Origin of the sequence: Alloscardovia theropitheci (assembly GCF_004332295.1) — a bacterium.
In the GTDB taxonomy this organism is placed as follows: domain Bacteria; phylum Actinomycetota; class Actinomycetes; order Actinomycetales; family Bifidobacteriaceae; genus Alloscardovia; species Alloscardovia theropitheci.
In genome coordinates, this window is record NZ_RXLP01000026.1 from 103,908 (window position 1) to 129,774 (window position 25,867).

At 43.4% G+C, this 25,867-nt stretch carries 22 protein-coding genes; 2 read left to right on the forward strand and 20 right to left on the reverse strand.

Going from position 1 to position 25,867, the window contains the following annotated elements; all coding sequences use genetic code 11:
- Positions 1-56: 56 nt before the first annotated feature.
- From nrdF to EJ419_RS07030, 5 genes are all read right to left on the reverse strand, one after another.
- Positions 57-1,055 (reverse strand): class 1b ribonucleoside-diphosphate reductase subunit beta, encoded by a 999-nt coding sequence (gene nrdF / locus EJ419_RS07010; RefSeq protein ID WP_131284999.1) that lies wholly within the window; start codon positions 1,053-1,055, stop codon positions 57-59.
- Positions 1,056-1,127: 72 nt separating this feature from the next.
- Positions 1,128-3,278, reverse strand: coding sequence for a class 1b ribonucleoside-diphosphate reductase subunit alpha (gene nrdE, locus EJ419_RS07015; RefSeq protein WP_131285001.1), 2,151 nt, complete (start codon positions 3,276-3,278; stop codon positions 1,128-1,130).
- A gap of 194 nt (positions 3,279-3,472) precedes the next feature.
- Positions 3,473-3,973, reverse strand: a complete 501-nt coding sequence (gene nrdI / locus EJ419_RS07020) for a class Ib ribonucleoside-diphosphate reductase assembly flavoprotein NrdI (protein WP_131285003.1) — start codon at positions 3,971-3,973, stop codon at positions 3,473-3,475.
- A 668-nt stretch (positions 3,974-4,641) separates the two neighbouring features.
- Positions 4,642-4,935, reverse strand: coding sequence for a co-chaperone GroES (groES, locus tag EJ419_RS07025; protein WP_131285005.1), 294 nt, complete (start codon positions 4,933-4,935; stop codon positions 4,642-4,644).
- A 230-nt stretch (positions 4,936-5,165) separates the two neighbouring features.
- Entirely contained in the window at positions 5,166-5,876 is a 711-nt protein-coding gene (locus EJ419_RS07030) for a hypothetical protein (RefSeq protein ID WP_131285007.1), read from the reverse strand.
- A gap of 193 nt (positions 5,877-6,069) precedes the next feature.
- Here EJ419_RS07030 and EJ419_RS07035 point away from each other — a divergent pair, with 193 nt between their 5' ends.
- Complete coding sequence (locus EJ419_RS07035) at positions 6,070-6,264, forward strand: FmdB family zinc ribbon protein (RefSeq protein ID WP_131285009.1); 195 nt, start codon at positions 6,070-6,072, stop codon at positions 6,262-6,264.
- Between the two features lie 672 nt (positions 6,265-6,936).
- Positions 6,937-7,467 carry an SAF domain-containing protein gene (locus EJ419_RS07040; protein ID WP_165496272.1) on the forward strand — a complete coding sequence of 177 codons (531 nt, stop codon included), beginning with the start codon at positions 6,937-6,939 and terminating at the stop codon, positions 7,465-7,467.
- A 67-nt stretch (positions 7,468-7,534) separates the two neighbouring features.
- Here EJ419_RS07040 and EJ419_RS07045 read toward each other — a convergent pair whose 3' ends face one another.
- The 15 genes from EJ419_RS07045 to arcC all read right to left on the reverse strand — a co-directional run bounded on the left by EJ419_RS07045 (position 7,535) and on the right by arcC (position 25,776).
- Positions 7,535-7,726 carry a BAG family molecular chaperone regulator 5 gene (locus EJ419_RS07045; protein ID WP_131285014.1) on the reverse strand — a complete coding sequence of 64 codons (192 nt, stop codon included), beginning with the start codon at positions 7,724-7,726 and terminating at the stop codon, positions 7,535-7,537.
- A gap of 2 nt (positions 7,727-7,728) precedes the next feature.
- Positions 7,729-11,334, reverse strand: coding sequence for a helicase (locus EJ419_RS07050; RefSeq protein ID WP_131285016.1), 3,606 nt, complete (start codon positions 11,332-11,334; stop codon positions 7,729-7,731).
- On the reverse strand, positions 11,334-12,416 hold the full coding sequence (locus EJ419_RS07055) for an FHA domain-containing protein (protein ID WP_165496273.1): 1,083 nt from the start codon (positions 12,414-12,416) through the stop codon (positions 11,334-11,336). The genes EJ419_RS07050 and EJ419_RS07055 overlap by 1 nt, the downstream gene beginning before the upstream one ends.
- Positions 12,417-12,854: 438 nt before the next feature.
- Positions 12,855-13,238: a 50S ribosomal protein L7/L12 gene (gene rplL, locus EJ419_RS07060; RefSeq protein WP_131285020.1), complete on the reverse strand. Its 384-nt coding sequence runs from the start codon at positions 13,236-13,238 to the stop codon at positions 12,855-12,857.
- Positions 13,239-13,331: 93 nt separating this feature from the next.
- On the reverse strand, positions 13,332-13,853 hold the full coding sequence (gene rplJ / locus EJ419_RS07065; protein WP_131285022.1) for a 50S ribosomal protein L10: 522 nt from the start codon (positions 13,851-13,853) through the stop codon (positions 13,332-13,334).
- A gap of 243 nt (positions 13,854-14,096) precedes the next feature.
- Positions 14,097-14,789 carry a 5'-methylthioadenosine/S-adenosylhomocysteine nucleosidase gene (gene mtnN / locus EJ419_RS07070; RefSeq protein ID WP_131285024.1) on the reverse strand — a complete coding sequence of 231 codons (693 nt, stop codon included), beginning with the start codon at positions 14,787-14,789 and terminating at the stop codon, positions 14,097-14,099.
- A 19-nt stretch (positions 14,790-14,808) separates the two neighbouring features.
- A complete protein-coding gene (locus tag EJ419_RS07075) occupies positions 14,809-16,068 on the reverse strand; it encodes a 3-deoxy-7-phosphoheptulonate synthase (protein WP_240680370.1) in 1,260 nt (419 codons plus the stop codon).
- A 4-nt stretch (positions 16,069-16,072) separates the two neighbouring features.
- The gene (locus EJ419_RS07080) at positions 16,073-17,206 is read right to left on the reverse strand and encodes a 3-deoxy-7-phosphoheptulonate synthase (RefSeq protein ID WP_131285236.1); all 1,134 of its coding nucleotides are present in this window, start codon (positions 17,204-17,206) and stop codon (positions 16,073-16,075) included.
- 190 nt (positions 17,207-17,396) lie between these two features.
- On the reverse strand, positions 17,397-18,728 hold the full coding sequence (locus EJ419_RS07085) for a C1 family peptidase (RefSeq protein ID WP_131285026.1): 1,332 nt from the start codon (positions 18,726-18,728) through the stop codon (positions 17,397-17,399).
- 180 nt (positions 18,729-18,908) lie between these two features.
- On the reverse strand, positions 18,909-20,315 hold the full coding sequence (locus tag EJ419_RS07090; RefSeq protein ID WP_205668849.1) for a cell division protein: 1,407 nt from the start codon (positions 20,313-20,315) through the stop codon (positions 18,909-18,911).
- Between the two features lie 129 nt (positions 20,316-20,444).
- A complete protein-coding gene (locus tag EJ419_RS07095; protein WP_131285028.1) occupies positions 20,445-21,077 on the reverse strand; it encodes a pyroglutamyl-peptidase I in 633 nt (210 codons plus the stop codon).
- The gene (locus EJ419_RS07100; RefSeq protein WP_131285030.1) at positions 21,077-22,039 is read right to left on the reverse strand and encodes a purine nucleoside phosphorylase YfiH/LACC1 family protein; all 963 of its coding nucleotides are present in this window, start codon (positions 22,037-22,039) and stop codon (positions 21,077-21,079) included. Before EJ419_RS07100 ends, EJ419_RS07095 begins: the two co-directional genes overlap by 1 nt.
- 111 nt (positions 22,040-22,150) lie before the next feature.
- Positions 22,151-23,026, reverse strand: coding sequence for an aldo/keto reductase (locus EJ419_RS07105; RefSeq protein WP_131285032.1), 876 nt, complete (start codon positions 23,024-23,026; stop codon positions 22,151-22,153).
- Between the two features lie 238 nt (positions 23,027-23,264).
- Complete coding sequence (locus EJ419_RS07110; protein ID WP_131285238.1) at positions 23,265-24,782, reverse strand: YfcC family protein; 1,518 nt, start codon at positions 24,780-24,782, stop codon at positions 23,265-23,267.
- 46 nt (positions 24,783-24,828) lie between these two features.
- The gene (arcC, locus tag EJ419_RS07115) at positions 24,829-25,776 is read right to left on the reverse strand and encodes a carbamate kinase (RefSeq protein WP_131285034.1); all 948 of its coding nucleotides are present in this window, start codon (positions 25,774-25,776) and stop codon (positions 24,829-24,831) included.
- Positions 25,777-25,867: the final 91 nt, after the last annotated feature.

Here is a 25,867-nt window from a genome sequence, read left to right on the forward strand (position 1 = left end):
GCACATCCCCACAGGCCTTTCACTTCGAGTTTGAGCGCGGATTTTACTTGCTGTGCCTAGAAATCCCAGTCATCATCATCAGTTTCTACAGCTTTACCCATCACATAGGAAGAGCCTGAGCCTGAGAAGAAGTCATGATTTTCATCAGCGTTTGGACTTAGTGAAGCAATAATTGCTGGGTTAACGTCCGTCGCATCTGCTGGGAAGAGTGCAGGATATCCCAAATTCATCAATGCTTTATTCGCATTGTAACGCAAGAATTTTTCGACGTCTTCTACCAAACCTACGCCCGCATACAATGATTCTGTATACTCTGCTTCGTTATCGTACAATTCGTTGAGCAAGTCATATGTATACTCTTCAAGCTCATCGCGCTTTTCTTGAGATACAAGCTCTAACCCTTTTTGGTACTTATAACCAATGTAGTAGCCATGCACTGCTTCATCTCGAATAATTAAACGGATAACATCAGCAGTATTAGTTAGCTTCGCATGGCTTGAGAAGTACATCGGCAAGTAGAATCCTGAGTAGAAGAGGAAGGATTCAAGCAAAGTTGAAGCAACCTTACGCTTTAATGGATCGTCGCCTTCATAATAATCAAGAACGATGGATGCCTTCTTTTGCAAGAATTCATTTTCCTCAGACCAAGCAAACGCCTCATCAATTTGCTTAGTACTTGCCAAAGTCGAGAAAATGGATGAGTAACTCTTCGCATGCACCGACTCCATGAAAGAGATATTAGTATATACGGCCTCTTCGTGCGGAGTAAGCGCATCAGGAATCAAAGATACAGCACCAACAGTTCCCTGAATCGTATCAAGAAGAGTTAGCCCGGTGAAAACGCGCATAGTTAAGGTATGCTCTTCTTCGGTCATAGAATTCCATGATGGTAAATCATTGGAAATTGGTACCTTTTCAGGCAACCAGAAATTACCCGTTAAACGATCCCAAACTTCCAGATCCTTGTCGTCTTCCAAACGATTCCAATTAATTGCACTGACACGGTCAATTAATTTAAGCGGTTTGCGAGGCACTGAAATTGGTGCAGTAACCATAATTATTTCCTTCTCTTAAACATTGATAACAAGTTGATAACAATTGTACGTTTGTACGTTTCCTTACAACTTCTACAGCATGCAGGATACGCAACCTTCGACTTCTGTTCCTTCAAGCGCTGCCTGACGGATACGGATGTAATACAATGACTTGATGCCCTTTCGCCATGCATAAATTTGTGCACGATTGACATCACGTGTTGTAGCAGTATCTGGGAAGAACAACGTCAATGACAATCCTTGATCGACATGCTGAGTAGCTTCCGCATATGTATCGATAATCTTTTCCCAACCAATTTCATACGCATCATCGTAATACTCAAGGTTATCGTTGGTCATATAAGGAGCTGGATAGTATACGCGCCCAAGCTTACCCTCTTTACGAATTTCAATCTTTGACGCAAGTGGATGAATTGAGCTTGTGGAATGATTGATATAGGAAATCGAACCAGTTGGAGGTACTGCTTGCAGATTTTGGTTATAAATACCATCGCGAATAATTGCATCGCGCAATTCTTCCCAATCCGAAACAGTTGGAATATGAATGCCGAAACGTTCGAATAATTCCTTAACCTTCTGCGTGCGCGGTTCCAGAGAGCGAGATCCATCAGTATATTTATCGAAATAATTTCCTTGACCTGCAGGCTTTGCATAAGCAGACGTATCGAAACTCTTAAATTTAGTGCCACGTTCGACGGCAATATCATGGCTTGCTTTATAAGCATGGAAAGCCACGGTCATAAAGTACATGTCCGTAAAATCAAGTGCCTCTTCTGAACCGTAGAACATACGTTCACGCGCCAAGAAACCATGCAAATTCATCTGGCCCAAACCAATCGCGTGGCCTTCATCATTTCCACGCTTAATAGAAGGAACAGACACGATATTCGTATGATCTGCAACAGAAGTAAGGGCATAGATAGCGCGCTCTACAGACTCGCCCAAGCCATTATCCATTGCCTTAGCAATATTTAGTGAACCCAAGTTGCAGGAGATGTCACGTCCCACGTGTGCAAAAGTCAAATCTTCATTGAGCACACTTGGCTCCTGCACCTGAAGAATTTCCGAGCACAAATTAGACATAGAAATACGACCCTCGATCGGATTAGCCTTATTCACAGTGTCTTCGAAAAGAATGTATGGATATCCTGATTCGAACTGAATTTCAGCAATTGTGCGGAAGAAATCACGAGGGTTAATATAGGTCTTCTTAATTCGAGGATTATTGACCATATCGTAATAATTTTCGCTAATTGGCACATCAGCAAATGGCTTGCCATACTCACGCTCGACATCATATGGGCTAAAGAGTGCCATTGGCTCTTTCTTCTTCGATAATTCGAAAGTAATATCAGGAATGGCCACGCCCAAAGACAAAGTCTTAATACGGATTTTCTCATCTGCATTTTCACGCTTTGTATCCATGAAGGTCAAAATATCCGGGTGATGAGCGCTAAGATACACAGCACCTGCACCCTGACGAGCGCCCAATTGATTTGCATATGAGAAGGAATCCTCAAGAAGTTTCATCACAGGTACTACACCCGAAGATTGATTCTCGATATGCTTAATAGGCGCGCCTTGTTCACGAAGATTAGACAGCAGTAAAGCCACGCCTCCACCTCGCTTCGATAACTGAAGCGAAGCGTTGATTGCACGAGAAATAGACTCCATATTGTCTTCAATACGCACAAGGAAGCATGATACTGGTTCACCACGCTGTGCTTTACCCAAGTTCAAGAATGTTGGCGTTGCCGGCTGGAAACGACCGGTGATAATTTCTTCAACAAATTCCTTTGCCTTAGCCTCATCCCCTGCCGCTAATTCAAGAGCAACTGCCACAGTACGCTGAGCGAAATTCTCGAGATATTGTTTTCCGTCGAATGTCTTTAGCGCATACGATGAGTAGAATTTGAAAGCGCCCAAGAACGTCTCGAAAGAGAAATTAAATGAATCTGCATACGCGTAAATTTCATCAAGAAATTCTGGCGTATACGCATCAAAAACAGCTTTATTGTAGTACAAATTATCAAAAAGATACGTCAAGCGTTCAGCAGTTGAAGCAAACTTCACTGTCTTTTCGGCTACTTCACCGTTTACAAAAAGCTCAGCAGCTGCTACATCTTTATCGAACTGAATTTGATGATTTTCATCATACAGATTAAGCATCGCATTAAGCGCATGATAATCCTGCGCGGCATCATAAACGTTTGCCTGTGCCATATATTTCTCCTCATATGTGGTGATAGTTGGTATAACTCATCAATCAACTCAATGAACTTATACTCTTCAGGTTTCTGCTGTTATTTCTGCTATTTTTTAGATATTCGGTATAGTTGTTTAGGTTTTGTATGTTGATGGTTTCTGTATCGAACTTGACCGATAACTGTGCTTGATGGACGTTTACATCGCCGTCTTTATTGCAGATTCTTTGTCAACGGATTTTTAGTGAAATAATCCACAACTCCTTGAGTAACCTTTTCTCGATCAGTCTGTGTACCCATAAGTTCGAAGTAATACATAAATGGAACTTTGCATTTTGCAGCAACTAAGTCACCTGCCATACAGAAAGCCTCACCAAAATTGGTATTACCACTAGCAATTACTCCACGGATTCCTGCTCGATTATCGGGATTATTCAAGAATTTCTTTACCTGGACAGGCACAGCCTTCTTAGCTACTCCACCACCGTATGTAGGAACCACAAGGATGTACGGTTCATCTACATTCAATTCAGGATCCTTAGGGCGCATAGGAATTCGATACACGTTAATCCCTCGCTCCTCTAATTTGCAACTATGAATGAATCGCGAAGTATTTTCAGAAGCAGACGAAAAGTAAACGACTGCACCGATTGCTTGACCATGAGCGGCAAGCTCAGGTTCGCTTAGTTCGCGTTCCTCATGTAACTGAGTCATCACGCTCTTCTTTCTACTTTAACGTCATTTCAGTCACCACTAACGTAGTTTCAAAATTGCTATATCTACTATATATGCTAATTGAACATTTTTATTGCACTACATGTAGTAGATTTTCGACACGCTTGATTTTAAGCCAAAAAGAGGTTTAAAACGGTTTTATCTTCGGCGTTTTGCCAGAATTTTAGTGTCATTTACCTCACATTTTTCACACATCACGAACGCCCAGATTGAGGGCTTCTACATATATAACCGGTTTCAGCTTCAGATTCTGCCTCGCCTTCACCGTCTCCTTTGTCTTCTCCTTCTGCCTTACCTTCGCGAACTATTTAACAGATCGACGATTCTCACAGACAACTTGATTTATTTTTTGACAATCACATTATCTTCTTCAGCTTTTGGGTATATCGGGTCTTTTTTATCGTTATATTTGTCGTATTTGTTCGTAAAAGGTGCCCATTTTGCCCAAAAGATTACGCATATGAGCGGAATCATTCATTATGCAGTACTAGCTATAGGCAAGAATATATATCATCAAGAATGCACCAATTGATTATATGCATCAAAGATTTGTACTGGTCACCTGATCTCTCCATTGAGATACACAAATTCCCAACAAAAAATGCCGGCTAGTATGATACTAACCGGCACTACTCTTACCTTATTTATTAGTTCAAGATAGCAAGAATATCGCGAGCTCCCAAAATGAGGTAATCTTCACCCTGGTAGGAAACTTCTGTTCCGCCATACTTAGAGTAAAGAACCTTGTCTCCAACCTTAACATCCATAGGAATGCGCTCTCCTGCATCATTACGACGACCAGGACCAACAGCGAGAACTTCACCCTGCTGTGGCTTTTCCTTTGCGCTATCTGGGATTACTAAACCAGAAGCAGTTGTTGTTTCAGCAGCAGCCTGCTTCAAGATAATCTTATCTTCCAAAGGTGTAAGTGCAATTGCCATTGCTTTCCTTTCCCTAAATAATTGTCTTACCGTTAAATCTACCACTAATCATACAAAACTTGCTAACCGAAGACGCAAGTTTTCTCTGATTTTACTATCGGCGCATTTCTGCAATTTCTTTCAAAACAAACGCAGCCGCCTTGCCGTATACGAAATTTACAGGTTTAGTCATATGTCTAAAACGAAAGATCGTAACTCTTGCTCTGAGGCACTGTGTCTAAGCCTCGCTTTTACGCATTAACCTGGTTTATAGTCTTCATACCGGTATCTTCGCTCAATATCGTCTCATCATCTCTTGATGGAATTAAGACAGTATGACTTGGAGGCACTGCTGCAGACACTTGCCTGGTTGAAATGATTTCGCGACTCATTACATCCTCATCCATTTCACCTATTCGAAAATCATGGTTGAGATTGTAATTAAACGAGGTAACCCAATCGTGCTGCAAGAATTCTTGCTCTGTCTTTGACTTATTTAAGCGATACAGAGCATACTGCTTTTCCCACTGCCTTACTCGATAGCTTTGAACTACTCCGCCCATGAGCAGAAATATAACGATAGATGCAGGAATAAGAGTAAACCAATACGAAAAGTTATATAAATACGCAGCGAGTGCGACCACGCATGTCACAATGAACATTGAAAAGACTAGAATTCTGCGCCGTTTTACTCCTGCACGTCGTTTATTTCTCAGACGTTCAACATTCTTTTTTGAAAAGCGCTGCGCTTCTTGTTTATCGCTATACATGGATTTTTTCTGAGCATCCCCATGAAGATGTTCATCGGGTTCACCGATAACATGCAATGATGCTGAATACTTATCCTCGCTATGTCGCGTTGCATTATTCAGGCTCTTAACGGTTTTCGTCGGAATAATTCCGACGACGATAATAAGCGCTAGCGTTATAACAACGATTCCGCTTAGAGACTGAATATCCATACCTTCTACAATAGAGTATTAATTGACAATTGAGGGCCCTTTATGCACGCGTGTTGCGTAAATATTTACTTTTTGAATGAATCGTATTTCCAGATTGCGCGATCACAGAGTTAGCATAACAGCAAATTTCAATTTCTGTGTTATGTTAAGGGCATCGCTAGTATAGACACGTTAGCTTTTTTAGGAGGGGACAGTGCCTACATATCACTACCGTTGCAAGAATTGTGGTTATGATTTCACGTTAGCGCAATCATTCTCCGATGATCCTATTACCGTATGCCCACAATGCAAACAAGAGCAGGTTCATAAAGTGTATTCCGTTGCTGGGGTAACTTTTAAAGGCTCTGGTTTCTATCACACTGATAGTGGTTCTGGAGCTTCTCACTAGAAAGATACGTATCTAAAATTTTGTAATCTCATTTGTAATCCTGCTTCAGCATACATTAATCGCAAACGACAGAATGCACACATGCATGCTCTTTCCCCTTACGATTCTTACAATTTTTACAGTGACTTCGCATTTTCTTTTCTCCAAACATTCCCGAACTTTTATGCACAACGGGCCACCTTTGCCCTACAGAAACCAATTTTTACGGTAAAAGTGACCCCTTTTTACCCAAAAGTTCCTAAAAACGACGAATAACCAAGATTTTAACTTTCTATACCCGCAATAAAAGGTAGACAGTTCATCGATGCGCACAAAAGCGCATCTTCATGACAGCGAATAGATTTGTGTCACATCAATTGTGTATTCACATTCGTTCACAATGTTTTTTAAACTTTACTCATTGCAGTATCATGACGTGCAATATATGGTATGAACATTACCAATCACTCAACTCACACGAATAGACACGATTCTTCTCCTAGCAATCGTATCCGTTCTGGGCATAAGCAACGGCTATCTCGAAAATCACAGGCGCATAGTTATCCACCAGCTAATCCATTCATAAGTTCTTTCGCTTCCTGGATATACACGCATTTCTTCTCATCGGCTCGTAAAAGATTAATCGCTCACAGGCTCCTGATTAGTTTTCTCTGCGTATTTCTTGGTATGATTATGCTCCTTACACTTTCAGTGCTTCGTCACCGCCATGAAGAAGTATATATTGTGCAGACTACTCATACTATTCCACGAGGCATGATTATAAAAGATAGCGATCTTCGCCTCGTAACAGTATCGTCTTCTCTTGATACCTCAGCTATGGTGACATCTGTGCACATGGTTTCGGGGAAACTATCACCCATAACACTCACTCAGGGATCGTTTATTCCTCAATCTGTTATAGAGGATGTACCTATTGTCCCCCATGGATATACTTCACTTGATGTAACTCTTGCAAGTTCGGCGTCATCCATCAAAATCGGTGAGACTATTTCACTTCTCACATCTGAAGAAACGTTAAGTAGTTCTGCTGTAGTACTTCATATACCACAGCAGCATCGTCCTCAACAGATATGGGACACTCAAAATTCAGAAACTTCCGCTATTACTCTTGCTCTCCCAGCACACGATGCTATGAAAGTACTCACAGCACAAAATAATTCGCCCATTATCGCCGTTCCCCTGTCGAAAGAAACAGGCAGATAATGAGCGAACCGTTATTCATAGAGGCTACGTATCTAACAATTAGAGCTAAACCGTATCGACAAACCGTTCAGCGTTTAGAATTAAACACCGCAAAATGTGGAGGTAATTCATTGAGGATACGCTGATCATCCTCATCACTCTTTTGATCGTCAGTCAATGTATCAGATGGCTCGAGTTTGACCCCGTCAGCGTCGAACCATTCATTTCCTTGTCTGAGCACACGTTTATGAGGCCTAGTACTTTTTCCTAATGGTTTCATAGCTATTCACTCAGTCGTGCTAGATAAGCCACGATTCGGTCAACTTCCTTCTCAGGATTAACGAACGCAGCAACGGACCACACATACATAACTGACCAGCCTAAGGCCTGCCAATCTTCTACCGCAAAGCGATGGCGTTGACGAGTGGATGCAATACTCATAAATTGCTTATCATCGGTACACACCGCAAGCGTATATGGCTGATTTGGAAGACCCACAGCGAGTGGAATCTTTTGGCCGTCTTCATAACCATAATTGACTGCTACATTTAAGCCTCGAGATCGCATACGCTCAGCTAAATCATTAAGCAAAATGTCATCTTCAAGCACATGCTCATGTGGCATATCGCTGGAATCATTCAAATGTTCTACCCAAGAGAGGAATTTCTTGAGAAGTTGTGGACCACGCTGATGCAAACGATCATCATCCATATCTTCACTAGTGAATGGAGATACTACATCAAGTTTAGAATGCGCTAATGCAAGCGCATCGAGAAGCATACCCTCACCATCTGTATTTTCGAGCACACCAAATTGCTGAATGAGGCGCCCGTGAGTCGTCTTGGCATAGCCCATAGTCAAGATGACATCTGTCGAATCCATTCCAGCTACATCATTAATTGTTACCACAGCAACATGTTGCAAGAATGAACGCAAAGCCATATCTTTTCCAGCGAGAATCTTAAGCTCTGCTCCAACACGCTGGCGATGAGTATCATTGAGGCACACAACTGTGAGCTTATAATCATGCTCCACGTTCTCCATACGTGCTGCGCGCTCAGTGATAATACTGATAACACGATCTAGCTCATGGCGACTCGTCTCCACAAGTCCGTTAGATGCTGAAGGAACACCATTGGCTGGAACATGAGTAAAGGTTACCGAATTATCAACCGTAGCTGGCGTAACTCCCCGCGTTAATGATCCAAATCCAGCATTCAGCAGGAAGGTTGACAAGCGGGAATCGCGTTTATCAATACGAGCTGTAGCCTCAATTCGAGGTAAGACGCTGATAAGTGTCTTAACCGATGACGATGAAATTGTTTCTTCATGCGCTAGAACAATTACTGTGTCCACTCGTGAAACAATACTCAACAGTTCTAGTGGCTGGATATGCGCGCATGCGTCAATAATTGCTATATCAGCAAGTTTGGAATCTGTACGAGTTTCTGATGCAACTGCTACAGGCATACCAACTATAATTGGTTTCGCTGCTTTCACAATTTGTGGATACATCTCTCGAATTGCGTTGTATCGCATGCTCGGTTGTAGAGTCAACGTAGCATGAATTGCATTCGCATCGTTTGAATGAGAGTAAACGATATCGGCCAATCGCTTCATGAGCTCATCATTGACAAGCTCACCGATAGAGCTGATATGCTGCTTATCAACATGGATAAATCGTTCTGTTGCGGAAGATAGTATAGAACCATCTTGATTAGAAATAATCGGAGAAGATTCTACGATACTTTCGAATACCGTCGTCCACCATGCTAGGGTTAATTCATCTGGCGCAGCATGAGGCTCAACTTTGCGAGCGCGTAAATCAGCAATCAATTCATCCAATCCAGCATTGCTAAATTCAATTTCAAGACTTGCACGCTCCGGTAGAGTCTCCAAAGCTTTGCGGTCGTTATAAAGTGCCCGCAAATTCTTTTCAAGAATCTCAAAAGCAGTATTATCTAAGTCTCCGCCCATTGTCGTATGCTCAAGCACTGCCGATAAGGCGGTAACGTCACGTTCAAGATTCTCCTGAGTCTCAATGATTTCATCAAGACGCGGAGGAAGTACAGGCCAACCACCACGTGGAACAAATTCACGCCACAAGTCTGCTTGCTGACGAACTACAACGAGAGCATCATGAAGATTTGCTGGTTGTGCTCCCGTACGAAGCAAACTCTTTGCTTCCTTCATATGACGACGGCGCTCCCAGAATCCCATCGTACTATTGGTTTCTTTTCGCTCTTCCTTAGATGCAGTTGCCTCAATCATCGAATCGATATCACGTTCAAATATTGCTGGCTGGAATACATCAAGTACTTTTCGCAAATTGCGTAATACATGAACTTGCTTATTCCACTGACGAGGAGTAGTCGGGACAGGGAAACCACACGTTTGCGCTGTAGAAGCTATATGCTTCGCGGTCGTTGGAAGAGTGGTCTCAAGCATTCTTTCTACTCGCTGATAAGCGGTAAGAGCCTCATCCTTGGTATAAAGTCCTGCATTAAACCATGGAGTATCTTCTGCAGTAATAGTGAATTCACCTAATTCACCAGCACGAATGAGCTTTTCACCCCATTGCGCTTCATGCCCGACCAAAGAACGAGCGATATCTGCGGTCAAGCGCACATGTGTAGAAGGGTGAGTTGGAAGTGCAGAGATACGAGCAAGATTTTCAATTGTTTCGTATGCGCTTACATTCCATTTTTCATTCTTGCCATGCAGGTCACTTAAATATTTGGTTAAGCGTCCGCGTACACCCACAAGTTCGTCGGCAAGCTGATTAAAACGCTCATGCGCTGATCCAGGTTTAAAGCTAACAGCTGCAATCAGTTGCTTATCAATGGATGACCCACCATGAGCATCCGCTAAGTCAAGGGCAAAACCATTAATCTTGTTATCACGAAGCGCTAGCAAGAAATTGCGCTTTTGTTCAGATACACCTGGTGTGTACAAAACAGTCTTGCCCGAAAGCGCTGCACGAGTTGCAATAGCAACAGCATGTGGCACACTGTCATACGCTACAGGAAGGTTCATAAAGACGCTTGTCCCCGAAGCAGCCACTCGCGCAGCATAACGTGTTACATTATCAATGTCTCCAACTTCAACTTCATCATGTGGATCATTATCAAAAGGCTTATATTCTGGTAACTTTTGTGCCTTTAGCTTCGCCCCAATTGTATCTGGATCGATAAAAACATCAACTAAGTCGTTACCCGTTGGACCTTGCTCAAGTTGCGAGATAGTATAGTCTACATCGGCGAGCATAAGTGTTGAAGAACGAATAAAGCAACCGATAATCATAGTCTTATCGATAGCGAATTTTTCGATATGTGTACCCACATATTTTTTTACATTCGCAAACACAGCATCGCTATCAATGTTAATTCCATCATTGTCAGCATTTTCTACTAGCTGCTTTGCACTAACATTAACGCCTGCTTCACGTAAAGCACTGACAAATGCTTCATTAACTTCACCTGGTCCAGTTATACGAATAATTGAATGCGCAAGCGTAGTATTGTCTTCTTGATCAACACGAACTGGATACAGCAAAATTGGCAGATTATGACCGGCCCATGTCGCAGATCCAATACTTAACGATAGATGGGCAGCACCTTCATTATGCTCTTTATTCGCCTTGTCATCGAGTACACGCGATAGTTTTCGCTCAGTAGCTTTTAGCATGCCATTATCGCGATACAGAGAGTCTAAATGGGCACGACCTGTGGAAAATAGTTGAGCAATTCCAGACGGATGTGCATAATTTAGCTCAAGCCTAGCTGATAATTGGTTGATATCTTCTACAGGAACTTTGCCATGATTTGCCCGATAATCTCGATACCACGCCCTTAATGTATCAAGGTTTTGTGCGCTTTCTTTACTCATTACTCTGCGCTCGCTTTCCACGTCTTATATCCCTCATTCGATTCCAAAGCCGTATTAATCTGTTCATTATTTTGCGCTAATAACCACGCATACATATCGTCATACAAGAATGGGTTCAAACTCAAGAATGGGAGTAACTGCGGTATTTGAGCAATCTCAAATTGAATATTAAAATCTTGCGTTGTCTTAGCTTCAATACTTGTATGACCGCCAGCTTCTACGACACTGTCGTGATGATCAAACTCACCACGTGATAACCGATCGAAAACAGAACCTGCTTCATATGCTGGCATAAATCCTGAATCCTCATTGATGACAACCTGTGGTGTAACAGCGGAATCAGTATGCTCATATTCTGCTTGTTCGTCACCCGTGGTTTCTTGAAGCTGCGTGACATCAATGCTTTCTTTTTCATCCTCGTCATTAACAATCAGAATGGATGAATCAGAAACTTCCTCTACTTGTTCGCCTACGGCCTTTTCAGGTATGCTCTTCTCAGGAATATCCTCTTCATGAGCTGCAGGCTCTTGCAGATCCTCTACAACTGCACGAGTTGGCTTTTGAAGAGCAAACATGCTCGTTGGTTCACCCGCACGTAAATCAAGAATGTCGTCGACTGACATAGAACGCGCTGACACGTCATCTTGCTGACCTTGCATTTCAAAAAGATTTGGTACACGTGTTTCATCAGTGTCATCACCATTGTGCGATGACTCATCTCTCAACCGAATCTCATAAATAACATCACCAAACTGGCCATCGATAAATCCATCGACAATCGTAAAAGGATTTTCTGCAGGCACACGAAGAAGTACATCGGTTGAGTTTCGAATATACGTTCCGTTTGTAGAATTCAAATCTGCAAGAATAGCATCGCCCTCTTCATTGATAGTGAGCTTTGCATGATTTTTTGACATCGATTTCGTAGTATCAGGAATGTCGAAACGAATTGCTTCTGCGGGAACTTCCACAGGGCGCAATGGCTTTCGTCCAATATATACCTGTGCTGGAGCATGGACTTCTTTGGTTAATCCATTTATAGAAATAACCCATGTCACATCTTTGACTGCAGAATCTGTCACGATAGCTTCCTTCACTCGTCATTGCCTCGCAATAAGACATACTGTTTTCATTGTACTTTCACCTTGTCCAATCTCGACCAAAACACTATAAAAATCAACATTTTGTACAAAAATAGCCATGATGATGGAAAATTGCAGGTATCACGAACATGAATCTTATTGTATCCGCACAGAAAAATACTGGGTCGTTAACCTATTATCTTGTGCACAATGAGTCATCTTAGAAGATTACAAAGAAGGAGTTGCGGGCTGAGGTGTACCACTATGCGCAAAATATCATAACATTAGTTCACGTGAATCAAATTCTCATTTTCTGCCTATAGGCCCCATTTTCTCTATAACACAGAATTTTGATAACTGATCGTGCTAAAAAGAAAAGTCCTGTCGCGCGATGCGACAGGACTAATGTAAACCTGATTTTAAACAGTAAGGAAGAAACTACTTGAGTTCTACAGATGCGCCAGCAGCTTCGAGGTCTGCCTTTGCCTTCTCTGCATCTTCCTTGTTTGCACCTTCGAGAACTGGCTTTGGAGCGCCGTCTACGAGTGCCTTTGCTTCTGCGAGACCGAGGTTAGTAAGAGCGCGAACAGCCTTGATAACCTGGATCTTCTTGTCGCCAGCTGCGGTGAGGATTACGTCGAACTCATCCTTCTCTTCTTCAGCAGCAGCAGCGCCTGCGGCTGGAGCAGCAACTGCAACAGCAGCTGGAGCAGCAGCTTCAACATCGAACTCATCTTCGAACTTCTTTACGAAGTCAGAGAGCTCTACGAGGGTCATTTCCTTGAAAGCTTCGAGGAGCTCATCAGCGGAGAGCTTTGCCATAATGGCTTCCTTTCGTTGTGGCACCCTACGTAAGTAATCGAGTGCCGAAATCTTTATTCTTAAACAGTTATCGTTAGTGAACTAACGTAATAACTATGCAGCCTTCTCCTGCTTTTCGCGCAATGCATCGATAGTGCGAACTGCCTTGGTAGGCAATGCTGCGAATGCAAATGCTGCCTTGGCCATGGTGCCCTTGAGTGCACCAGCTGCCTTGGCAAGGAGTACTTCGCGTGGCTCGAGGTCTGCAAGAGTATTTACGCCTGCAGCATCATAGATAGAGCCATCAGCAAAGCCGCCCTTAATAACGAGCTGCTTATTTGCTGCGGTGAAGTCACGCAATACCTTTGCAGCCTCTACGAAGTCACCCTTAACGAAGGTGATTGCGGTAGGACCGGAAAGCATCTCATCGAGACCCTCGATGCCAGCTTCCTTTGCTGCAATACGAGCAAGCGTATTCTTCGCCACATTGTAGGTTGTATCGGTGCCAAGCTTTTCGCGCAGATCAGAAATCTGTGGAACGCTAAGGCCACGATACTCGGTGAGGAACACAGCATCAGCTTCGTTGAACTTCTCAGTCAGCTGAGCGATTGCCTCTGCCTTTTCTGGCCTTCTCATTGGCATTCCTTCCTATGGAACCGCTTCGTCGAAGTTCCATAGAAGCAAAATAAAAAAGCCCTGCGCAGGCAGAGCACACACTTATCTAAAGCTTCTATCTCAACCTGCGATGGCGCTTTCACGCTTTACTGGATTACTCCAACCAACGGTCTGTGGTTTACGTAGACAAATATACAGCGGGGTATAGATTTTGTCTACACCCCGCGTGGCTTACAATTTCTTTTTATTATTCAACCTCGCTATTTACACTAATTTCTGAGCAATTGCGAGTACAATTTTTGCAGCAGTATCAGCATAAACACTAACGTCAAATTCACGGAATGTTTCATACTCAGTATCCGCATCATCACTAAGCGCACGTATCACCAAAACTGGTACATCATTTCGTGCTGCAACATGAGCAACTGCTGCACCTTCCATCTCAACAGCATCGGCATTTGTTAGTTGTTTAACAGCCTGGGCCTTCTCACCTTCAACAAAGGTATTTCCCGTTGCGATTTTGCCAGCAAGATGCTTAATATTCATATCATCAAGGACCGCATGTGCGATTTCGATAAGCTTCTCATCGCTATGGTATTCATCGGTAAATGGTGCGGATTGCGATATCATGCGCATATCCGTATCAAGATACACCAAGGTCTTTCCGAGCACAACATCATTAATGCGTAAGCTATCAGTAAGATTTCCAGCAATTCCAGAGAATATAACGCATTCTGGATGATATTGGTCAATCAAATGTTGTGTTGTAGCAGCAGCATTAACCGTTCCCATGCCCGCTACTGTAGCAACAACATGTATCTCATCTGTCGAAGCACCCAAATACCCATCAAAAATAGTTACACCCGCGCTTTTACTCTGTGATATGCGAGTCAAGGATTGCGAAATTAATTCGACTTCAACATCCATAGCTCCGATGACTGCAATTGTACGTGTCATATCTATCTTCCTTTACTGTTTATGATCTCAATGTGTGAGTATCACGACGTTTTTGTACAGCATCTGATAATTCATGAAGCAATGCATGAGTGTCGTCCCACGAAATACATTTATCAGTAATCGATTTGCCGTATTCGAGTTGAGACAAAGGCGCAGCCTCTTGATTTCCACCTTTTATAAAGCTTTCAATCATAATTCCTGAAATGCCCGGCTCGTCCTCAGCTACACGCTGTGCTATATTTCTGACGACTCGCACCTGCTGTACCTCATCTTTTCCAGAATTACCATGAGACGCATCAATTACCACACCATGTGTAGCAATACACTCATGGTCAATTTTCTCATGCGTTATTTTAAGAGCTTGCTCAACTGATTGCGCATCATAATTTGGACCATGTATAGAACCGCGTAAAATGACATGACAATCAGGATTGCCCAGCGTTTCAACGGCCGCGGCTCGCCCTTGATGATCAATTCCAAAGAAGGTATGTTCCTGCATAGCGGTAATTACGCTATCCACTGCTACTGAGACCGAACCATCAGTAGCATTTTTGAAACCGACCGGCATAGATAGACCAGACGCTAACTGACGATGCACCTGACTCTCAGTATTTCGCGCACCAATCGCACCCCAACTAATCGCATCAGAAATATACTGCGGTGATGTTGGCTCGAGAAACTCTGTGGCCGCAGCAATATCCTGGCTAAGTACATCTAGCAGAATCTGTCGTGCGAGCAAAAGCCCTTTGTTGATCTTATGTGTGCCGTCCACATCAGGATCATTAATAAGACCCTTCCACCCAATGGTCGTACGCGGCTTCTCAAAATACACGCGCATCACTATAAGCAGGTTCTCCTCTAATTCCTTGCGTACACGTCCTAAACGTTGCGCATAGTCTAGTGCAGCTTGAGGATCGTGGATGGAACACGGTCCTACAATAACAAGTAAGCGATCATCCTCACCACTGAGCACAGCTCGAATTTCCTCGCGAGATTCTACGATAAGTTTACGTGCCTGATCATTAAGTGGAAGACTTTGTAATACTGCAGCAGGAGACGGAAGAGGGTCGAGCTCAAGTACACGTCGATTAATAATTGGAGCCAACCCAACTTCATCTTCCCACCGCGAAACGGATGTAAGGTTTAGCGGATTTTTATCGTGGTTTTTCTCAATTTGCGTATGCAAATATTCGCGACGAATTGCCGCGTCATGCGCATCGCGCTCTAACTCACTTGCTGAAGGATTCATATGCTGAGATGACGGATTAACTTCGGCCATGATGCTAGTTTAGCGTACGCCTTTCACGCACTGCTCCACTAAGCTTATGAAGAAGTTCATTCGTACGCTCCCACGAAATACAACGATCGGTAATCGACTTTCCATAGACAAGTTCGTTCAAAGGAGCTGGCGATTGATTACCTGACTCAATGAAGCTCTCCATCATGATTCCAGAAATACCCTGTTCACCTAATCGGATACGCTCTGCAATTTCTTCAACAACACGAGCTTGCTTCACTTCATTCTTACCACTATTGCCATGTGCTGCATCAATAATTAGCCCTCGAGAAGCAGCATCAGGAGCATTCGATTCTTGCAAATATTCAAGAGCATCTGCGACAGATTGAGCGTCATAATTTGGACCATGTATAGAACCACGCAAAATGACATGACAATCCGGATTTCCTAATGTTTCTGCAGAAATTACTGCACCATCTACATTAATTGATAAGAAATGATGCTCATGCGATGCTGTATAGCATGAATCGGCTGCGACTTTAACATTTCCGTCTGTTGAATTTTTAAATCCAACCGGCATAGATAGACCAGACGCTAACTGACGATGCACCTGGCTCTCAGTATTACGCGCACCAATCGCACCCCAACTAATCGCATCAGAAATATACTGCGGCGTAATTGGGTCAAGAAATTCTGTAGCAGTGGGCAATCCAATTTCTACTGTATCCACCAAGATCTTTCGTGCGAGCCACATACCTTTACGAATATTAAATGTCCCATTGAGGTCCGGGTCATTAATAAGACCCTTCCATCCAATAGTCGTGCGTGGTTTCTCAAAATACACGCGCATCACTACGAGAATATCGTCTTCAAGCTCTTTCGCCACACTATAAAGACGCTGAGCATAGTCTCGTGCCGCTTGTGGATCATGAATAGAACACGGGCCGACTATAACTACAAGTCGATCATCTCGCCCATGCAAAATATCACGAATAGCTGCGCGTGATTCTTGCACTCGCTTAACCAGATGCCTTCCAAGTGGAATCTCATTAATAAAAGATCGAGGCGCTGGAATTGGGTCAAGCTGACGAATATTAACATCTACTGTTTCAGGTAGAACAGCCTCATGCCCTAGCTCTATGTTATTTTTCCCCTCAAGAGGTCCTCGCATCTGATTCATCATGCTCCCCATTATGCCGAAGAACTCTGCTTAACTCAAATGATGTCTTATTTTCATTGAATTAGGCAGAGTTCTTAACTGTATGTCTTAAGCGCTTTTGCTAAACACTAACGGTTGTTTTACGCGCTAGTCTTTACACGCTAGGCTTACGCACTACTTACGCTAGGTTTACGCTAGTCCTATGCAAGACTTAGGCAAGAGCGCCCATTGGATCCCAAGCTGGAAGCATAATTGGCTCTTCTTCAAGAGCTGCCTGATACTCAGCTGGCAACATTGACTTTGGCACTGCCACTTCATAAACGAACTCGTCAAACCAAGGATCATCCATGGTAAAGAAGCCTTTATCTGCGATATCAGTTCCCCACGAGTTCTCTACACGCCAGCGGTTCGTGGTTTCGCCATCAGCATCTACACCTGCAAACGCCATTGCATGATTCATAGCAGAATCAGCAAAACGAACGCGATCTTCCTTATTTAAATCAAAATTGATGTCATAAACTCGACCGTATTCGAAAAGATCTGTTGCCCATGCCCCATCTTTGCGATCCATCATTGGGTGGCAGTCAGCACCAAACCATACAGGTATACCCTGTTCTTCGAGGATAGTACGAACGCACTTCTTCATGAAGTCAGTATCTACATTAAGGTATGCAGTTGGAGTACCACCTGCAACGTTGCCCAAATGCTCGATACCAATCATCTTTCCCTTAGGATGTTCAGAACGAGGATCGTCTACGAGGCATACATAATCTTCCAAGCCAGCGGTTACATACTTATGCCAGAATTCAACTGGAGTAATTTCACCTACACGGTGGAAATTATCATCCTTATCTGTGTATTCCCACTCGAATGAGGTTGGAGGAGTTCCCAAGTGAATTGTCAAAATACGATGCGCTTCTTCTACCGCATTCTGAGCAATTTCCTGTGCATTTTCAGGATGCGCATACATGTGAGCAACTGCTTGACGCAACGCTGAACGCAGTTGGGTATTCATTTCACCAGTGTTTTGGCTTGATGCTGTTTCTGGGAAGAAGTCCTTTGGAACTGCACCATACTTGGTATAAATATTCATAGCCATAGTCCACTGACCGCCATCACCCATCAAATCATGGAGAAGGAACTGAACCAAACGAGAATCGGATGGTTCGCCAGCTGCAATCAATGCTTGCATATCTTGCATGAAGTAGTTTGCACGCTCAAGCTTGTCAAAATACATAGCGTAAGACTGGCTGAATTCGAAGTCCTTATTCTTCAAGTTCATTTCGCGCTTTGCTACGAAGCGAGCTACGTTTAACGAGCTAAACAACCAGCAACGGCCAGAGCGTTTCTGACTTGTAGCATCACCATTATCGATAACCGTGCTAAAACGACGCTGCAAATAGCGAGCACGATCAAAATTCTTAGCTACAGCATCGATGCCTGAAGTAGTTACTGCGTTCATAGCAATACGATTAGCTTCACGACTGTCGAAGTTTGCGCGCAAACCGTTCAAAGTCTGTGCACTCAATGGTTCAAAAGACATAGGTGTCCCTTCCTTGAGTTGATTGATATTTACTTATAATTAAACCGCGTAGTGTGAACACCGCGCGGTTAATGTTATTTTCTTAAAATTCTCTTATCAGTATCATCTGCTGTTCTAGGCAATAATTATTCTCGCATTATTCTCATTCATGAGAATGTCATCGTGCGATATGTGAGTGCATTATTCCTCAGAGGTAGCTTCTTCAGGAGAATCGTTATCTGTTTGTTGGGATGATGCATCTTCTGATTGCGTATCTTCAGATTCAACCGTATCTTCTTGTTCTTCTTGATTATCTTGAGTATTCTCTTGAGCATTATCTTGAGGACGAGAAGCTGGAGCGTCAAATAATGAAGCACCAAAAGCATTGGAGAAGATAGAACGAAGCTCATCAACTCGCGATGTAATGGACGCTTCACGTTCTTGAAGAACTGCAATTCTATTTTGCAAACCGTCAATTTCATCTTGAGCTGCTGCACGGTGATCGCTAACAACCTGCTGCGCCTGCTTCTTAGCTTCTTCAATAATCTGATCAGCTTCATCCTGAGCCTTCTGGCGAGTCTGCTGAGCATACTCGTCGGCTTCCTTACGCACAGCTTTCGCATCATCGAGCAATTGAGTAGATTCTTCTTCCACCGTATTGCGTCGCTGTGCCAAATCAGCAAGCATTGCTTCAACCTTAGTATTCGCATCCTGTTGATTTGCTGAGATATCCTGACGAACTTGTTCTGCCTCCTGAGCGACCTTTGCCAAGGTCTGGGCACGTTCAACATCAGCTGCATCGGTAATTTGACGAGCCTGAGCACGAGCAGCATCTGTGATTTCATCAGCTTGTCGCTTTGCATCAGAAAGGAGCTTGCTCACTTGTTCACGCACATCCGCCAACTTTTGGTTAGCAGAGTCGAGAGCTTTCTGAATCTGATCGTTTGCTTCACTCTTCTTTGCTGCAATTTCATCATCAGCCTCTTTACGTTGCTGGGCGATTTCCTCTGCAGCTTGAGCTTTCGCTTGGGCAATTTGCGAATCTTGCTCGGAGCGTTGCACATTAAGCTGTTTAATGTGCTCTTCACTCTTTGCATTGAGCTCAATGTCCAATGTACGTCGCTGATCTTCACTTTCTCGTTTAGCCGTTGCTACCAGCTGATTACTTTCGTTTTGTGCAGTTGCACGTAATTTATCAGCCTGCTCCTGCGCTTGAGAAAGCATAGAAGCGGATTCGCTCTGCGCATTATTTCGCATTGCATCAGCGTCAAGCTTCGCATTGTTCAACAAGGTTTGAGCTTCATTATTCGCATTATCGCGAATAGTTTGAGCATCTTGTTTAGCTCGGGCTAGTAATTCTCGACTAGTTTGTTCTGCCGAAGCAAGAAGCTGTTGAGCATTTGCGCCCAAAGCTGTAAACGAATTTTGCTGTTGCCCACTGTTCTTCTCTTTTTCTTCCTGAAGTTGAGCATCAAGTTCGAGAATTCTCGCATCGTAAATCTTAATTTGTTCGCGCAAACGTGCGGTATTTTCTTGAGCACGCATGAAAGCATCATCGACGCGTTCCTTATCATATCCGCGTAAAACTATTGGGAAATTATCAGCCATCTTCACTCCACTACATTAATTTCTAACCCTTAGTTAAGGGTACACATTCGGGAATACACAATACACATGTAACCCCATTTTTTCGCATATTAATTACAGGTTTAGTTACAGGACAATTGCCTTACGCAATTAAAGGTTATTTTTTCGATATTCCAAAGTTGCAGTAATAATTTCACGTGCTGCATTCACCATGATATCGAGCTTCATACCTTTTGTATATCCCACAGCTTTCTCTACATGCGGGAAGGATACAAAACCAGCATATGTATCTTTATGATGGGACGTCCATTCTAGCAACTCATAGAAAATTGAATTACATACGAAAGTACCTGCATCAGAGCTGAAAGTCACAGGAATATCATTTTTAGCAAGAACTTTACTAATATCTCGTAACGGTAATCCGGTCCAGTACGCGGCAGGACCATTCTCATTAATGCGAATATCTTTTGGCTGTACGTCATCAATATCCGGACGTGAAGCATCGATAATATTCGTAGCGCATCTTTCCAGTGCAATGGTACGAGCATGAGTTTTGAGCCCTGTAGCTAAGATAACATGTGGTTCTACAGCATCAAGAGTTTGTTGCAACGTCGGCCATGCGTGAGCGAAGCTCAGTGGTAGCAAAACTGACGTAACTGATACTGAGGCACCTTCAAAAGCGATGCCTTCATCAGTAATTATTTCTGTAACCAACCGAGACGGATTTTTTTCTACGCCTTCATACTGGTCAAAACCACAAATAACAACACGATAATTATCCATTACAATTCCTCACCGGAAAATGTACTCACGCATGCCAGATGACGCCCCGAATGCGTTTTCCCAGCTAAAGTTGCACGCCTATATGAATGCCACAGAGGATTTTCTAACGTGCATAGCATATTTTTCAGAGCATCAAAACGCTCAGTAATGCTTGCCCCTTCTCCATCCGTATCGCACAATTGAGCCAATTCTTGATCAGGAGCCAGATATTCAGTGGCAGCTGCTACACGAGGCAACGAATCAACCAGATTATCTGATACGATTCCTGCTCTATCTAGCGCAATCAATGCAGCCTTCTCCAAATCAATTCCAGCGCCGCCGAATCGAGTAATCGTTGCTGTCCCCGGAAATTGCTTATCGAATTCCATAGCAATATCTGTACCCACTTCGTAGCATTCACCACAGATGCAAGGGCCAAGAGTTACCTTAATTCGCGAGCGCTGTGCACCTTTGAATTCCATTGCCGCTACCGTCTGACCGATAATGTCATTCATCAGCCCCCTGCGCCCGCAATGAGCCGCAGCCGTAATTCCTGCAACCGGATCTACTAACAGCACTGGCAAACAATCAGCACCAAAGACGCCTAATGCTTGACCTTGTGTACTGACCATACCATCTGCTTCAAGTTCGCTAAGATACTCGTCATCATCAACTTCATCTGTAAATACAACTTCTTGAGAATGAACCTGATGAACCGTACGCACTGGCGCACCAATGACCTTATCCAATGCTTGACGATTACGTCGAACGCGCTCAGCATTATCTTCTTGCCTATTACTCATGTTCGCATAACCAAACTGCGCATCAGAATATCCACCTAAACGCGTGGAATACCATACACGATATCCATCAGCAATATCAATAGGAATGACAGCCGGGATTCTTTCTTCCCCGTAGTCACCTTCAGTCGGGTCAGTACTGCTTAGCTCATTGATATTGATTTCATTCATATCAGTAGTCATATTGATATTTTACCAATCTGCGCTTTTCATACAGCGAAATCATTCGCTCATTTATGAGCACTATGTATAGTGACGTATCGTATGGAAATAAACCGTTGTATATTTCCGTTTTTAAAGAACTTCGTTGAGTTGAGTAATTTCTTGTTCAGTAAGAGTAATCTGATCTGCTTTCATCGAATCAAGAATAGTCTGGCTTCTGTGCGCTCCTGGTAGAACAAACATATGTTCTCCCATAGCAAGCTCCCATGCTAGTACTATTTGCTGGTAGCCCACTTCGCGCATTACTGCAATACGCTTAAATGCGTCGTACTTAGTTTCATCTTTAGGTTTTCTAAACCCGCCTAATGGGCTCCATGATACAAATGCTAAGCCAAGTTTTTTTGTATATTCGACAGTATCAAGACTCTGCGTATAAATTGGAGACAATTGATTCTGCACAGCTACAAGAGCATCGCCCAATATCGAACGCGCGATATCAATTTGCTCAATGCTTGCATTAGAAATACCAATTTTCTTAGCGACGCCCTCATCATAGAGAGCTTTCATACCTTCAATTGACTCGTTATATGGCACTTTTGGATCTGGCCGATGGAAATACAATAAATCGATGGCATCCACGCCGAGAGCTTGAGCTGATTGCTTTCCATATCGAATCAGCGCCTCAGGAGCACCATTAACATCCCAAGTAGGAACACCATCAGTGAAATTTCTAAAATGTCCCGCTTTCGTAGCTACAAAAACTTCTTCTCGAGGTCCCTTCCATGATTCTAAGGCTTCACGGATAAGCATTTCATTATGCTGCTCCTGCCCACCCGACATGTAGTACGCCCAAGCAGTATCAAGATGACGGCACCCAGCGTCCAACGCATCATGGATAACCGAAATAGCAATGTCTCGACTTGGTCTTTTCTCAATGGAAAGCCCCATACCGCCTAAACCGATAGCAGTGGTAGAAACAGAACCGATTGATCGTACTAGCGCTGACATTTTTCCCCTTAGATTTATAAATTTTTCTTCCTTTATCCTACACGTAAGACGATAAAACTAACTGAGTATGAGAGCATCTAAAATATGCAATTTTCCCACGCACTAATGTGGAAACTAAAGAATGTGATCCACTCTAAACACATAGTTTTGGCTCCAACTTCTCATCAAAGTAGGAGCCAAAACATTATAGCGTGATCATAGCTATGTTCATTCGTTTAACTTCCAATGGAAGTGCACGCTACAGGAACGGTAAGAACGTTCCTAGAAGCAGCAGAAGAATGGTAATCGCAATGATTATCAATGCAAGCTTGCCGACGAACTTCCACCACTTTCCAAGATCGACACGTCCAAGTGCCAAAGCACCCATTACGATGCCAGAAGTTGGGGCGAGGATGTTGAGCAAACCAGAAGCAGACTGGTAAGCAGTGATTACGAGGCTTGCATGCACACCTGCAAATTCACCTAATGGAGCCATAATTCCCATTGTCGCACCTGCAAGTCCAGATGACGATGGAATGAGAATAGACATTGGCAGATAGAAGATGTATGTCAGCACGATGAATACCTGTGGAGGAAGTCCACTCAGAGCCATCTTGCCCCAGTACAAGATTGTATCGGTAATCATACCATCATTCATAATTACTTGGACTCCGCGTGCAAGAGCTACAATCAATGCTACGCTCAATAAGTCTGCAGCACCTGCGATGAAGGAGGAAGCGATAGTGCTCTCCTTCAGCCTGTAGATCATGCCAATCAGAATACCCATGACCATAAAGAGCATTGCTCCTTCTGGGAAGTACCACGTACCGAATGCTGACAAGCTTGTACCTACAACTGCACCAACGCCAGGAATACCCGTGAGCCATGCAGTGAAATCATCGAAGATATGAACTCCCAAATCTGGCCATGGAATGAAGCCCATAATCATGATGACGAAGGTAATGACGAAGAACACAAATACTGCCTTTTGCTTGCCATTCATCTTGGACTCAATCTTTTCAGCCTCTTCCAAGCTGAAGAACTTCTCATCTTCTGCACGAGTTGAGTACACAATAGACTTGGTAGGATCTTTTTGAATCTTGCCTGCGTAACGATAGACATAATATGTGCTTACTGCTGTAAGAACAACCCAGAATATTAAACGCAATACAATACCGTCACCTACGCCTACCCCAGCCGTTGCCGAAGCAATACCCGTAGCGAATGGATTAAGCGTTGATGCCAAGCATCCAATTTGTGAACCTATCAGAATAATAGCTACACCAGTAATAGTGTCGAATCCTACAGCCATCATGATTGGAATCAATAATGGGTAGAATGCCATTGTCTCTTCACCCATTCCGTAAGTTGTACCGCCCAATGCGAAGATAGGCATCAGAACAAGGATGAGCATCTTTTCGCGCCCCTTGAACTTACGAACGATTGAGGCAATTCCCACATCGAGAGTGCCAGTCTTATTGACAACTCCTAGGAATCCACCCACCATCAGAATGAAGAATGCGACATCAATTGCAGCACTCGTGCTCTTAACAAGTGAGCCTTCTTCAGGACTTGTACCAAGCATTGCGCGAACCGGCGCCATAATCACATCCCAGAATCCCTGAGGATGAGCCGCTTGTGATTTATATACGCCATCTACAAACGCACCTGCTGGGATAATCCACGTCAGTACTGCCATTATCGCAATAACGATAATCAAAACAGTGTATGACGATGGAAGCTTAAATCCCTTAAGGACCTTCTTCTTGTCACTCATCATTTTCTCCTTTGAAACGTATATGAGTTATTAACGCGAGAAGCGTTTAACCCTTCTCTATAGTTGTTCCGCTGTCTGACTCAATAAGTGCACCCAGATTTTCTAGAGAAGTGATAACAGCTTTACCTTCAGGCCGCCCGTTGACGAAAGCTATAGCAGCTTGAACCTTTGGAAGCATACTGCCCGGAGCAAATTGATCTTGAGCAATATACTCTTCGAGCTGTGGAACCGTAACCCGATCCAACTTCTCTTGATCTGGCTTATTGAAATTGACATAGACGTAATCAACGCCCGTCAACACGATGAACAGATCAGCATCTACTAACTCAGCAAGGCGTTGCGATGCGAAATCTTTATCAATTACCGCTTCAACACCATGCAGGTTCCCTTGATCATCCTTAACAACTGGTATACCACCTCCACCTGCAGCGATAACGATTTGATTATTATCACTGAGCGTACGAATAGCATCAATTTCTTGGATATCTACAGGTTTTGGAGAAGCAACAACTTTTCTCCATCCTCGACCGGCATCTTCTTTGAAGGTCGCATGTGTTTTCTCACTTTCTGCACGTGCTTCCTCCTCTGTATAGAATGGGCCAATTGGCTTACTCAAGTTTTCAAATGCAGGATCATCTTTGTCTACGATTACTTGAGTAACAACCGATACAACTCCTTTCTCTATGCCCTTCTCACGAAGAGCGTTTTGCATAGCAGATTGAAGCCAGAAACCAATACTTCCTTCCGTCATTGCTACTAACGTATCCAGTGGAAGTGCAGGGTTCTTCTTCGAATCTGCTGCGATTTGCTGTAGTAGTAGATTGCCTACTTGTGGACCATTACCATGAGTGATAATGAGATTATCACCATTTTTTACCAGCTTGACCAAATGCCGAGCTGTATCTTCTAATGCTTTCTGCTGCGCCCCAGCAGAAGGATCAGAGGATAAAATAGCATTTCCACCTAGGGCAACAACAATTTTCCGATTGCTCATATTTTCGACTCCTCTTCGACATCGAAATAGTCACGAACGGCGTGAGGGCTGGATTAATTGCTGATCCAAGCCCTCACAATACTCACCTTTA

Coding starts and splice junctions, on each gene's coding strand:
- EJ419_RS07050 (WP_131285016.1), bottom strand. CDS start 11,334: ATGAGTAAAGAAAGCGCACAAAACCTTGATACATTAAGGGCGTGGTAT.
- nrdF (WP_131284999.1), bottom strand. CDS start 1,055: ATGGTTACTGCACCAATTTCAGTGCCTCGCAAACCGCTTAAATTAATT.
- nrdE (WP_131285001.1), bottom strand. CDS start 3,278: ATGGCACAGGCAAACGTTTATGATGCCGCGCAGGATTATCATGCGCTT.
- groES (WP_131285005.1), bottom strand. CDS start 4,935: ATGGCAATTGCACTTACACCTTTGGAAGATAAGATTATCTTGAAGCAG.
- EJ419_RS07030 (WP_131285007.1), bottom strand. CDS start 5,876: ATGGATATTCAGTCTCTAAGCGGAATCGTTGTTATAACGCTAGCGCTT.
- rplL (WP_131285020.1), bottom strand. CDS start 13,238: ATGGCAAAGCTCTCCGCTGATGAGCTCCTCGAAGCTTTCAAGGAAATG.
- EJ419_RS07045 (WP_131285014.1), bottom strand. CDS start 7,726: ATGAAACCATTAGGAAAAAGTACTAGGCCTCATAAACGTGTGCTCAGA.
- rplJ (WP_131285022.1), bottom strand. CDS start 13,853: ATGAGAAGGCCAGAAAAGGCAGAGGCAATCGCTCAGCTGACTGAGAAG.
- EJ419_RS07110 (WP_131285238.1), bottom strand. CDS start 24,782: ATGAGTGACAAGAAGAAGGTCCTTAAGGGATTTAAGCTTCCATCGTCA.
- EJ419_RS07075 (WP_240680370.1), bottom strand. CDS start 16,068: ATGGCCGAAGTTAATCCGTCATCTCAGCATATGAATCCTTCAGCAAGT.
- nrdI (WP_131285003.1), bottom strand. CDS start 3,973: ATGACTCAGTTACATGAGGAACGCGAACTAAGCGAACCTGAGCTTGCC.
- mtnN (WP_131285024.1), bottom strand. CDS start 14,789: ATGACACGTACAATTGCAGTCATCGGAGCTATGGATGTTGAAGTCGAA.
- arcC (WP_131285034.1), bottom strand. CDS start 25,776: ATGAGCAATCGGAAAATTGTTGTTGCCCTAGGTGGAAATGCTATTTTA.
- EJ419_RS07040 (WP_165496272.1), top strand. CDS start 6,937: ATGCTCCTTACACTTTCAGTGCTTCGTCACCGCCATGAAGAAGTATAT.
- EJ419_RS07095 (WP_131285028.1), bottom strand. CDS start 21,077: ATGGATAATTATCGTGTTGTTATTTGTGGTTTTGACCAGTATGAAGGC.
- EJ419_RS07100 (WP_131285030.1), bottom strand. CDS start 22,039: ATGACTACTGATATGAATGAAATCAATATCAATGAGCTAAGCAGTACT.
- EJ419_RS07090 (WP_205668849.1), bottom strand. CDS start 20,315: ATGGCTGATAATTTCCCAATAGTTTTACGCGGATATGATAAGGAACGC.
- EJ419_RS07105 (WP_131285032.1), bottom strand. CDS start 23,026: ATGTCAGCGCTAGTACGATCAATCGGTTCTGTTTCTACCACTGCTATC.
- EJ419_RS07085 (WP_131285026.1), bottom strand. CDS start 18,728: ATGTCTTTTGAACCATTGAGTGCACAGACTTTGAACGGTTTGCGCGCA.
- EJ419_RS07080 (WP_131285236.1), bottom strand. CDS start 17,206: ATGAATCAGATGCGAGGACCTCTTGAGGGGAAAAATAACATAGAGCTA.